Raw genomic sequence first — 11993 nt, forward strand, 5'->3', positions numbered from 1 at the left:
AGACTTTTTCCGGGAGCGCCCGAGGGCGCACCGACTGATGACATGAGGAACGCATGAGCAAGCAGATTCTGATTCTCCCAGGTGACGGTATTGGCCCGGAAATCATGGCCGAAGCGGTCAAGGTGCTGGAACTGGCCAACGACAAGTTCGCCCTGGGCTTCGAGCTGAGTCACGACGTGATCGGTGGCGCGGCCATCGACAAGCACGGCGTGCCTTTGGCCGATGAAACCCTGGAGCGTGCCCGCGCGGCGGACGCCGTACTGTTGGGCGCGGTGGGCGGCCCGAAATGGGACACCATCGAGCGTGACATCCGTCCTGAACGCGGTCTGCTGAAAATTCGTGCGCAACTGGGCTTGTTCGGCAACCTGCGTCCGGCGATCCTGTACCCGCAACTGGCCGAGGCTTCCAGCCTGAAACCGGAAATCGTTGCCGGCCTGGACATCCTGATCGTTCGCGAGCTGACCGGCGGTATCTACTTTGGCGCGCCACGCGGCACCCGCACCCTGGAAAACGGCGAGCGTCAGTCCTACGACACCCTGCCATACAGCGAAAGCGAAATCCGCCGCATCGCCCGTGTCGGTTTCGACATGGCCATGGTCCGTGGCAAGAAGCTCTGCTCGGTGGACAAGGCCAATGTGCTGGCCTCCAGCCAACTGTGGCGTGAAATCGTCGAGGAAGTGGCCAAGGACTATCCACAAGTCGAGCTGAGCCACATGTACGTCGACAACGCTGCCATGCAGCTGGTGCGGGCACCGAAGCAGTTCGACGTGATCGTCACCGACAACATGTTCGGCGATATCCTGTCCGACCAGGCGTCGATGCTCACCGGTTCCATCGGCATGCTGCCGTCGGCATCCCTGGATACCAACAACAAAGGCATGTACGAGCCGTGCCACGGTTCGGCACCGGACATCGCAGGTAAAGGCATCGCCAACCCGTTGGCGACCATTTTGTCGGTGTCGATGATGTTGCGCTACAGCTTCAACCAGCAGGCCGCCGCCGATGCCATCGAAAAAGCGGTAAGCCTGGTATTGGACCAGGGCTTGCGCACCGGTGACATCTGGTCGAACGGTTGCACTAAAGTCGGTACGCAGGAAATGGGCGACGCAGTAGTCGCCGCGCTGCGGAATCTGTAATCTCTCGGGCCCGCTGCCTGATTTCACCCCCTAAAGCAGCGGCCCACATTTCAAGAAGGTGTAGTTGCGATGAAACGTGTAGGTCTGATCGGTTGGCGCGGTATGGTCGGTTCCGTGCTCATGCAGCGGATGCTGGAAGAGCAGGATTTCGATCTTATCGAGCCGGTGTTTTTCACCACTTCCAATGTCGGTGGCCAAGGCCCGTCCGTGGGCAAGGACATTGCTCCGCTCAAGGACGCTTACAGCATTGAAGAGCTGAAGACCCTCGACGTGATCCTGACCTGCCAGGGTGGCGACTACACCAGCGAAGTCTTCCCGAAACTGCGCGAAGCCGGCTGGCAGGGTTACTGGATCGATGCCGCCTCCAGCCTGCGCATGCAGGATGACGCCGTCATCGTGCTGGACCCGGTAAACCGCAAGGTCATCGACCAGCAGCTGGACGCGGGCACCAAGAACTACATCGGTGGCAACTGCACCGTCAGCCTGATGCTGATGGGCCTGGGCGGCCTGTTCGAGGCTGGCCTGGTGGAGTGGATGAGCGCCATGACTTATCAGGCGGCCTCCGGTGCCGGCGCGCAGAACATGCGTGAGCTGATCAAGCAAATGGGTGCGACCCATGCCGCTGTTGCCGATCAACTGGCCGATCCGGCCAGTGCCATCCTCGACATCGATCGTCGTGTGGCTGAAGCCATGCGCAGCGACGCGTACCCGACCGAAAACTTCGGCGTACCGCTGGCTGGCAGCCTGATCCCGTGGATCGACAAGGAACTGCCGAACGGTCAAAGCCGTGAAGAGTGGAAGGCCCAGGCCGAGACCAACAAAATCCTCGGTCGCTTCAAGAGCCCGATCCCGGTGGATGGCATCTGCGTGCGCATCGGCGCCATGCGCTGCCACAGCCAGGCGCTGACCATCAAGCTGAACAAAGACGTGCCGATCGCTGATATCGAAGGGCTGATCAGCCAGCACAACCCTTGGGTCAAGCTGGTGCCGAACAGCCGTGAGACCAGCATCCAGGAGCTGAGCCCGAACAAGGTCACCGGCACCCTGAACATCCCGGTTGGCCGCCTGCGCAAGCTGAACATGGGCTCGCAGTTCGTCGGCGCGTTCACCGTCGGCGACCAGCTGCTGTGGGGCGCGGCCGAGCCGCTGCGTCGCATGCTGCGGATCCTGCTCGAGCGTTGATCGATTGAAGCCATTAAAGAACCCGCGCCTTGAAAGAGGTGCGGGTTTTTTATTCCTGACAGTTTGAAGTTTATTGGTTGCCCAGACCGGCCTCTTCGCGGGCAAGCCCGCTCCCACAAGGACGGCGCTGAACCTGTGGGAGCGGGCTTGCCCGCGAAGGGGTCGGTACAGCCACAGCAAATATCCGGCAGAATTGCCTGCATGCCCCCCACCCGGTAAAGTGCCGCTCCCCCCGTTTCGCCAGAGGTAAAACCATGAGCCAGACCCTTGATATTGCCGTGATCGGTGCCACCGGTACTGTCGGCGAAACGCTTGTGCAGATCCTCGAAGAGCGTGATTTTCCGATCGGCAGCCTGCATCTGCTGGCCAGCAGCGAATCCGCCGGCAGTTCGGTGCCGTACCGCGGCAAGAACGTACGGGTGCGTGAAGTCGATGAGTTCGATTTCGGCAAGGTCCAGTTGGTGTTTTTTGCCGCCGGTCCGGCAGTGACATTGAGTTACGCCGCGCGTGCCACGGCGGCCGGTTGCTCGATCATCGATCTGTCTGGCGCCTTGCCGGCCGAGCAAGCGCCACAGGTGGTCCCGGAAGCGAATGCTTCAGTGCTGGCCGGCCTGAAAAAGCCATTCCAGGTCAGCAGCCCGAGCCCGGCGGCCACCACCCTGGCGGTGCTGCTCGCACCCCTGCTGGGGCTGCTCGATTTGCAACGCATCAACCTGACCGCCAGCCTGGCAGTATCGGCCCAGGGCCGCGAAGCCGTGACCGAGCTGGCCCGGCAAACCGCCGAATTGCTGAACGTGCGCCCACTGGAGCCAACCTTCTTTGACCGGCAGATGGCTTTTAACCTGCTGGCCCAGGTCGGCAAGCCGGATGAACAGGGCCATACCCTGCTGGAAAAGCGCCTGGTGCGCGAACTGCGTCAAGTCATGGCGTTGCCATCATTGAAGATTTCCGTCACTTGCATTCAAGCCCCGGTGTTTTTTGGCGATAGCTATAGCGTGACCCTGCAGTGCGCGAGCGATATCGACCTGGCAAAAGTCAACGCTGCGCTCGAGGCCGCTCCCGGCATCGAGCTGGTGGAAGCCGGCGATTACCCGACGGCGGTCGGCGATGCGGTAGGGCAGGATGTGGTCTACGTTGGTCGGGTGCGCTTGGGGATCGACGAACCGTCGGAACTTAATGTGTGGCTGACGTCAGATAACGTACGCAAAGGCGCGGCGCTCAATGCTGTGCAGGTCGCCGAGTTGTTGATAAAAGACCTGCTGTAAAAGATACTTCCAAACGAGCGTCATGCTTGGCCGTAATGTCGAAGGCGAGCCGCCCTGAAGGGCTTTGCAGGGCATGCATGAAACGATCGCGCGCGGCGACCTTCGCCCGCGCGCAATGCCTTACGGCAGCGGCTATCTGCCTCGCTGGCCGAGGAATGTGAAAACTAAGGATAAGCTATGGTTCAAGTTCGCAAACTGGTGTTAGCAATAGCGGCCGCCTCGGCGCTGTCCTCCGGTATGGCGCATGCCCTCGGGCTCGGGGAACTGACCCTGAAGTCGACGCTGAACCAGCCCCTGGTGGCGGAAATCGAGTTGCTCGACGTCAAGGAGCTCACCGCTGCCGAAGTGGTGCCGAGCCTGGCTTCTCCTGAAGATTTCGCCAAGGCCGGTGTCGACCGCCAGGCGTTTCTCAACGACCTGACCTTTACCCCGGTGCTCAACGCCAGCGGCAAAAGCATCCTGCGTGTCACTTCCAGTAAGCCCCTGACCGAACCGATGGTGAAATTCCTGGTTCAGGTGATGTGGCCCAACGGTCGACTGCTGCGCGATTACAGCGTGCTGCTCGATCCGTCGAAATTCTCGCCGCAGACCGCTGACGCGGCTGCGCAAGCTGAACCTGTTCAAACCGGTACCACGCCCGTCACTGGCGCGACCAAACCGTCCGAATACACCACCACGCGGCGCGATACCCTGTGGGAAATCGCCGCGAAGGCGCGTAACGGCGGTTCGATTCAACAAACCATGCTGGCCATCCAGGCGCTGAACCCGGATGCCTTCATCGATGGCAACATCAACCGGCTCAAAACCGGCCAGGTATTGCGCCTGCCGGATCAGGCACAAAGCACAAGCCTGCCGCAAGCCAAGGCCATCGCCGAAGTGACTGCACAGAACACCGCCTGGCGTCAGGGGCGTCGGTATGTCGCCAAGCCTGGTACTGGCCAGCAGCAACTCGATGCGACCAGTCGCGGCCGCGGTGAGGCGTCTTCGTCGCAAGCCGCTCAGGACAAGCTGAGCCTGGTTTCCGCCGAATCCGGAAAAGCCAAGGGCAAGGGCGTAGCAGGCGATGCCAAGGCCTTGAACAACCAGCTGGCGGTGACCCAGGAAAGTCTCGATACCAAGCGCCGCGACAGTGCTGAGCTGAAAAGCCGCATGACTGATCTGCAAAGCCAGATGGACAAGCTGCAACGCCTCATTGAGCTGAAGAACAACCAACTGGCCAAATTGCAGGCCGAAGGTGCGGCAGGAGCGCCTGCGACAACTGCGACCGCTGCGGCGATCCCGGCTGAGCTGCCTGCCGATCCGGCGGCAACGCCTGCCGAAGCGCCGGCTCCGGTTCCGGCCGAAGCAACGGCCCCCGCGCCTGTTCCGGCTGAAGCGACGCCTGCTGCGGCTCCGGCAGAAACACCGATCGAATCGAAACCTGCAGCCTCCGATGAGCAGAAATTCAATGAGTTGCTGACCAATCCGTGGCTGCTGGGTGTGGCGGGTGGCGGGGCAGTGGTGGTGTTGCTGTTGCTGCTGTTGCTGGCCCGTCGCCGCAAAGCCCAGCAGGAAGCCGAGAAACATCTGCGCATGGCCCGCGCCTTGGCCGAAGAGCAAGCGTTTTCCTCCGAGCTTGACCTGTCAAAAGGCATCTTCGATGACCTGGAGGATGCGCCACCCAGCCCGAAACTGGCCACTGCACCGACTCCAGCACCGACTCCAGCATCGGCGCCAGCTCCCGCTCCGGTGATTGCCCCGGTCGTGGTGACGCCGCCGATTGCCGCGCCACTGGTATCGCCAGCCGCCGAGCATTCCGACGATGTGTTGGGTCGCGCGCAGTCGCACATCGATGGCGGTCGCCTGAATCAGGCTGCCGCGCTGCTTGAAGAGGGCGTCAAGCAGGAGCCGCAACGCAGCGATTTGCGCCTCAAGCTGATGGAAGTCTACGGTTTGCAGGGTGATCGCGACGCGTTCGTGGTCCAGGAGCGGCAGTTGGTCGCCAATGGCGACAATTATGCCCAGGTGGAAAAACTCAAGAGCCGCTTCCCGGCCATGGCGCTGGTCGCTGCGGGCGGTATCGCCGCTGCCGCCGCTGCTGCCGAGCTGGACGCACAGTACGTCAAGGACCTGTTGCTCGACGAGCCGCAGGCGCCGGCTGCATTCGATGACGATTTTGACAGCGCGTTCGACCTGAGTCTGGATGACCTGGAAAATGTCACCCCGGTAACGCCGGTCGCGGTCGAGCCGGCACCAGTACCAGCGCCGGAGCCGGAGCCGGAAACAACCCTGGCCGATCTGGAAGATTTCCCGCTGGACGATGACCTGAGCTTCGAGTCGGTCTTGCAGCAGCAGACTGAAATCAAGGAAAACCTCGATGACCTGTCGGAGTTCGACCTGGACATGGACCTCGGTGGCGAGCCTTCGCCCGCGATCCTGGCCGAGGACGACTTCCTGCTGAGCCTGGATGAAGACGTCAAGGACCTGCCGGCAGCGCCATCGCCGGACGTGCCACAAGTGACCCTGGACGATCTGGACCTGCCGGCGGATTTCGATTTGTCGCTGGCCGATGAGATGGACGTTCCGGCGCCTGAGCAGGCATTTGGCACTGAACTGGATGACGTCAGCGCCGAATTGGAAAGCCTGTCCCAGAGCATCAGTGAGCCAAGCTTCACGGTGGATGACGCCCTCGCAACCGTGGACGATGATGAGCCGGAATTCGATTTCCTGTCCGGTACCGACGAGGTCGCCACCAAACTCGACCTGGCCCAGGCCTACATCGACATGGGCGATAACGATGGTGCGCGTGACATCCTCAACGAGGTGGTGAGCGAAGGCGACGACGGGCAGAAGAGCGAAGCGAAGGAGATGCTTGCGCGCCTGGCTTGAGTGATTGAGCGGTTGTAAGCAAAGCGGCAGCCCATTGAGGCTGCCGTTTTTGTTTGCGGGCGGTGCGATGGTGTCTGTGCTGCCGCCTTCGCGAGCAAGCCCGCTCCCACAGACACCAATCCCCTGTGGGAGCGAGCCTGCTCGCGAAGGCGGCAGCCGATTCGCCACAGTACCTGCTGTTGTACTGGCGTCCTCGACTGGCAGCCTTATAATGCCCCCCTTTGCGTACATCAGCAGGCTGTCACTCCTTGGCAAACATAGATAACCCGGCCGCTGAAATGGCGGCCGACGGCTTTTTCCGGATCGCGTTGGGCGTTGAATACAAGGGCTCGCGTTATCGTGGCTGGCAGCGCCAGGCTTCCGGCGTGCTCACGGTGCAGGAAACCCTCGAAAACGCCTTGTCGAAGGTGGCCGACTCTCCCGTTTCGCTGCTCTGCGCCGGGCGTACCGATGCCGGCGTGCACGCGTGTGGCCAAGTGGTGCACTTCGATACGCAAGTCGAGCGTTCGATGAAAGCCTGGGTCATGGGCGCCAATATCAATTTGCCGCACGATGTCAGCGTCAGTTGGGCCAAGGTCATGCCGGCGCATTTTCATGCCCGGTTCAAGGCCATTGCCCGGCGCTATCGCTACGTGATCTACAACGACCAGATCCGTCCGGCGCACCTGAACGAAGAAATCACCTGGAACCACCGTCCGCTGGACGTTGAGCGCATGGCCGAAGCGGCCCGGTACCTGGTGGGCACCCACGATTTCAGCGCTTTCCGTGCTGGCCAGTGCCAGGCCAAGTCGCCGATCAAGGAGCTGCATCACTTGCGCGTCACGCGCCACGGCAAGATGATCGTGCTGGATATTCGCGCCAGTGCCTTCCTGCACCATATGGTGCGCAACATCGCCGGCGTGCTGATGACCATCGGTGCCGGCGAGCGTCCGGTGGAGTGGATGAAGGAAGTGCTGGAGAGTCGGATTCGCCGTTCCGGCGGGGTGACGGCGCATCCGTTCGGCCTGTATCTGGTGCAGGTCGAGTACCGCGACGAGTTCCAGTTGCCCGAGCGTTACATCGGCCCACATTTCCTTACCGGTTTCAGCGAACTTGACGGCTGACGCCTTCGAACGCTTTTGTTACCATCCGGGACTTTCCCGGATTTACCGTGAGGATTTATCGACATGCCAGCCGTTCGCAGCAAGATTTGCGGGATTACCCGCATAGAAGATGCGTTGGCGGCGGTCGAGGCCGGGGCTGACGCCATCGGCTTTGTGTTCTACGCCAAGAGCCCGCGGGGCGTGACGTTCCAGCAGGCGCGCGCGATCATCAAGGCGTTGCCGCCGTTCGTCACCACCGTGGGTTTGTTCGTCAACGCCAGCCGCTGCGAGCTGGGAGAAATCCTCGACGCCGTGCCACTGGACCTGCTGCAGTTCCATGGCGATGAAAGTGCAGCGGATTGCGAGGGTTGGCATCGCCCGTACATCAAGGCGCTGCGGGTCAAGGCGGGGGATGATATCGCGAAGGCTTGCGCGGCTTATCCGAGTGCCAGCGGTATTTTGCTCGACGCCTATGTCGAAGGTGTTCCCGGTGGAACCGGCCAGGCGTTCGACTGGTCATTGATACCGCAAGGCTTGAACAAGCCGATTATCCTGGCGGGCGGCCTGACTCCGGAAAACGTCGCCGAGGCGGTGGCGCGGGTTCGACCTTATGCCGTGGATGTCAGTGGCGGGGTAGAGGCGAGCAAGGGCATCAAGGATCACGCAAAGATTCAGGCGTTTATCAAGGCAGTCCGTGGCAGCTTGATGTGACGGCTGGCAGACTGCCGCCGTCCACTGCACTGTACAAAACGGCTGAGGATTGATGGGGTGTACGCAGGTCACGCTGCACTGACCCGGCACCCATCGAACATCGCCGCACACATGAATTTAGCTCAAGGGCATACGCGGGGCTGCGAACCAGAGCGTTCGGGCCGCCGGTACTGGAGAAAGAAAGCATGAGCAACTGGTTAGTAGACAAACTGATCCCTTCGATCATGCGTTCCGAGGTCAAGAAGAGCTCGGTGCCTGAAGGTCTTTGGCACAAATGCCCGTCTTGCGAGGCTGTGCTGTATCGTCCGGAGCTGGAAAAAACCCTGGACGTTTGCCCTAAGTGCAATCATCACATGCGTATCGGCGCGCGCGCGCGTATCGATATTTTCCTCGATGCCGAAGGTCGTACCGAGCTGGGCGCTGACCTGGAGCCGGTTGACCGCCTGAAGTTCCGCGACGGCAAGAAGTACAAGGATCGCCTGACCGCGGCGCAGAAGCAGACTGGCGAAAAAGACGCGCTGATCTCCATGAGCGGCACCCTGCTGGGCATGCCTGTCGTGGTGTCGGCGTTCGAATTCTCGTTCATGGGCGGCTCGATGGGCGCCATCGTCGGTGAGCGCTTCGTGCGCGCGGCCAACTACGCGCTGGAAAAGCGCTGCCCGATGATCTGCTTCTCCGCCTCCGGTGGCGCGCGGATGCAGGAAGCCCTGATCTCGCTGATGCAAATGGCCAAGACCTCCGCGGTGCTGGCGCGTCTGCGTGAAGAAGGCATTCCGTTCATTTCCGTGCTGACCGACCCGGTCTACGGCGGTGTGTCCGCCAGCCTGGCGATGCTGGGCGACGTGATTGTCGGCGAGCCCAAGGCCCTGATCGGCTTTGCCGGGCCGCGCGTGATCGAACAAACCGTTCGCGAAAAACTGCCCGAAGGCTTCCAGCGCAGCGAGTTCCTGCTGGAGCACGGCGCGATCGACATGATCATTCACCGTCAGGAACTGCGTCCGCGCCTGGGTAACCTGCTGGCACAAATGATGGGCCTGCCGACGCCGAAATTCGTCGCTGCGCCAATCGAGCCGGTCGTGGTTCCACCGGTACCTGCCAACCTATGACCGAGCGTACCCTTGGCGAGTGGCTCGCCTACCTTGAGCAGTTGCACCCTTCGGCCATCGACATGGGGCTTGAGCGCTCGCAGCAGGTAGCGTCCCGTATGGGATTGGGCAAGCCGGCGCCTCGGGTGATCACGGTCACCGGCACCAATGGCAAGGGCTCTACCTGCGCATTCGTGGCTTCATTGCTGCGGGCGCAGGGCCTGCGCGTCGGTGTCTACAGTTCTCCGCACCTGCTGCGTTACAACGAGCGGGTGCAGGTCAATGGCGTCGAAGCCACTGACGCCGAGCTTTGCCAGGCTTTTGCTGCGGTCGAAGCCGGTCGCGGCGATACCTCCCTGACCTATTTCGAGATGGGGACCCTGGCTGCGTTCTGGCTGTTTCAACAGTCCGGGCTTGACGCCGTGGTCCTGGAAGTGGGCCTGGGCGGACGTCTGGACACCGTCAATGTGGTAGACGCCGACATGGCGTTGGTCACCAGCATTGGCGTGGATCATGCGGATTACCTGGGTGATACCCGCGAGTCGGTGGCCTTTGAGAAGGCCGGCATCTTCCGTCGGGGCGCGCCTGCGCTCTGCGGCGACTTGAATCCTCCGCAACCCCTGCTGGACAAGGCGCGCGAACTCAATTGCCCGTTTTTCCTGCGTGGGCGCGATTTCGACCTGGGTGTTACCGATCAGCATTGGCAATGGCGCGGCGTCGATGCCAGGGGGCAAGCGGTCGAATTGCACGACCTGCCGCTGCTCGACCTGCCGATGGAAAACGCCGCCCTGGCGCTGCAAGCCTATCTGTTGCTCGGGTTGCCTTGGGTAAGCGCGCAGATTGTCCAGGCGCTGCAAGCGACGCGGATAGTGGGGCGACTCGATCGCCGGCAGGTCGACTGGCAGGGTAAGCGCCTCAATTTGTTGCTGGATGTGGGGCATAACCCCCATGCCGCAGAGTATCTGGCCCGTCGCCTGGCCAGCCGTCCACCGGCGGGCAAGCGTCTGGCGGTATTCGGGTTACTGGCTGACAAGGATCTGGAGGGTGTCATTGGCGAATTGAGTGCTAGTGTCGAGCACTGGGCGGTCGCGCCGCTGGATTCGCCCCGGGCGCGACCGGTGGCCGACTTGCGCGACGCGCTGGACAAGCGCGGTGCTTCGGTGACGTCGTATGATAGTGTGGCCACCGCTCTGGAAGGGCAGTGTGCGCAGGCGACGAGTGACGACGAGATTCTGTTGTTCGGATCATTCTATTGTGTTGCCGAGGCCCTTGAGTGGCTGGCCCGGCGCCCCACGGAGGAAGCGGCAAATGGCATTGCTGGATAAGGCTTACAAGCAACGCATGGTCGGTGCCCTGGTCCTGGTCGCCCTGGCCGTGATTTTCCTGCCGATGCTGTTTTCCCGCCAGGATGAACAGCGCCAGGTGGAAGTCCAGGCTCCGGCCGCGCCACAAGCGCCGGCGATGCCGCAAGTGCAGGTAGAGTCCGTGGTGGTGCCTGAGCCCCAGGCCCTGCCACAGGAACCTGTGCCGAGTGACGAAGAAATCGCCCAGCAGGAAGCGCCGGTTGCACCGGTTGCGCCTGTCGCTCCGGCACCCGCCGCCAAGCCGGTCACGCCGCCCCCTGCGCCAGCCCCTGTTCCGGCGCTGGCGGCCAAGCCCGCCACGCCACCGTCGCAACCGATCAGCGCCGCACCGGGCAAGCCGGATACCAGTCAAAGCCGCGTCGACGCCAATGGCCTGTCGGTCAGTTGGTCGGTGCAACTGGCCAGCCTGGCCAATCGCGAAAGTGCGGAAAAACTGCAAAAAACCCTGCGCAGCCAGGGTTATAACGCCTATATCCGCACTGCCGACGGCAAGAATCGCGTGTTTGTCGGGCCGCTGATTGAGCGTGCAGAGGCTGATCGCCTGCGTGACCTGTTGAACCGCCAACAGAACCTCAAGGGGTTTGTCGTGCGCTTTCAACCAGAACGTGGCTAAATCTATCGCCGCGATTTGAAATGCACTGACAATCGCAGCTTACCGATAAGCATGGGCTCTGCTAAAATGCGCCGCCTTATCCGTCTGTAGGCTGCACTGTGCCATTTACCTGGGTTGACTGGGCGATCGTTGCAATCGTCGCCATCTCCGCTTTGATCAGTCTGAGCCGCGGCTTCGTCAAGGAAGCACTGTCGCTGGTGACCTGGATCATCGCAGGAGCCGTTGCCTGGATGTTCGGTGGCTCATTGTCCGAGTACCTCGCCGGATATATCCAGACCCCATCGGCTCGTATAATCACGGGCTGTGCCATCATGTTTGTCGCCACGCTGATCGTAGGCGCAATGATCAATTATCTTATCGGCGAGTTGGTTCGCGTCACCGGGTTGTCCGGGACCGATCGATTCCTCGGCATGGCTTTCGGCGCAGCGCGTGGCGTGCTGCTGGTGGTCGTGGCGGTCGGGCTGTTGAGCCTGGGGCCGGTACAACAGGACGAGTGGTGGAAACAGTCGCAGCTCGTGCCAAAATTTCTATTGGTCGCAGATTGGTCCAAAAACCTGATTCTCGGGTGGAGCAGTCAGTGGCTTGCCAGCGGTATCAGCGTACCCGCTGATATTCCGTTCAAGGAGCAGCTCTTGCCGATGGCCAAAACGCCTCAGTGAGTGTTGTTCAGTTCAGATCCATTAAGTA

General features: G+C 61.6%; 10 protein-coding genes. All 10 read left to right on the plus strand.

Translation table 11 applies throughout. From position 1 onward, the window contains the following. The first annotated feature begins 53 nt into the window (after nucleotides 1–53). The 10 genes from leuB to CGA21_RS17775 all read left to right on the plus strand — a co-directional run bounded on the left by leuB (nucleotide 54) and on the right by CGA21_RS17775 (nucleotide 11965). Complete coding sequence (gene leuB, locus CGA21_RS17730) at nucleotides 54–1136, plus strand: 3-isopropylmalate dehydrogenase (protein ID WP_083349498.1); 1083 nt, start codon at nucleotides 54–56, stop codon at nucleotides 1134–1136. A gap of 69 nt (nucleotides 1137–1205) precedes the next feature. Further along, nucleotides 1206–2318 carry an aspartate-semialdehyde dehydrogenase gene (gene asd, locus CGA21_RS17735; RefSeq protein ID WP_007975660.1) on the plus strand — a complete coding sequence of 371 codons (1113 nt, stop codon included), beginning with the start codon at nucleotides 1206–1208 and terminating at the stop codon, nucleotides 2316–2318. Between the two features lie 254 nt (nucleotides 2319–2572). After that, nucleotides 2573–3583 (plus strand): aspartate-semialdehyde dehydrogenase, encoded by a 1011-nt coding sequence (locus CGA21_RS17740; RefSeq protein ID WP_110749187.1) that lies wholly within the window; start codon nucleotides 2573–2575, stop codon nucleotides 3581–3583. A gap of 177 nt (nucleotides 3584–3760) precedes the next feature. Then, the gene (locus CGA21_RS17745; RefSeq protein WP_188264706.1) at nucleotides 3761–6451 is read left to right on the plus strand and encodes a FimV family protein; all 2691 of its coding nucleotides are present in this window, start codon (nucleotides 3761–3763) and stop codon (nucleotides 6449–6451) included. A gap of 278 nt (nucleotides 6452–6729) precedes the next feature. Next, a complete protein-coding gene (truA, locus tag CGA21_RS17750; protein ID WP_033039317.1) occupies nucleotides 6730–7554 on the plus strand; it encodes a tRNA pseudouridine(38-40) synthase TruA in 825 nt (274 codons plus the stop codon). Between the two features lie 63 nt (nucleotides 7555–7617). Beyond that, nucleotides 7618–8244 carry a phosphoribosylanthranilate isomerase gene (locus CGA21_RS17755; protein ID WP_110749183.1) on the plus strand — a complete coding sequence of 209 codons (627 nt, stop codon included), beginning with the start codon at nucleotides 7618–7620 and terminating at the stop codon, nucleotides 8242–8244. A 185-nt stretch (nucleotides 8245–8429) separates the two neighbouring features. Continuing rightward, nucleotides 8430–9350, plus strand: coding sequence for an acetyl-CoA carboxylase, carboxyltransferase subunit beta (gene accD, locus CGA21_RS17760; RefSeq protein WP_020795483.1), 921 nt, complete (start codon nucleotides 8430–8432; stop codon nucleotides 9348–9350). Then, complete coding sequence (folC, locus tag CGA21_RS17765) at nucleotides 9347–10654, plus strand: bifunctional tetrahydrofolate synthase/dihydrofolate synthase (protein WP_188264707.1); 1308 nt, start codon at nucleotides 9347–9349, stop codon at nucleotides 10652–10654. Before accD ends, folC begins: the two co-directional genes overlap by 4 nt. Continuing rightward, on the plus strand, nucleotides 10638–11306 hold the full coding sequence (locus tag CGA21_RS17770) for an SPOR domain-containing protein (protein ID WP_110749179.1): 669 nt from the start codon (nucleotides 10638–10640) through the stop codon (nucleotides 11304–11306). The genes folC and CGA21_RS17770 overlap by 17 nt, the downstream gene beginning before the upstream one ends. 98 nt (nucleotides 11307–11404) lie before the next feature. Beyond that, nucleotides 11405–11965, plus strand: a complete 561-nt coding sequence (locus tag CGA21_RS17775; RefSeq protein WP_110749177.1) for a CvpA family protein — start codon at nucleotides 11405–11407, stop codon at nucleotides 11963–11965. Nucleotides 11966–11993 lie beyond the last annotated feature (28 nt).

This window comes from Pseudomonas sp. PSB11 (genome assembly GCF_014596605.1).
Lineage (GTDB): Bacteria > Pseudomonadota > Gammaproteobacteria > Pseudomonadales > Pseudomonadaceae > Aquipseudomonas > Aquipseudomonas umsongensis.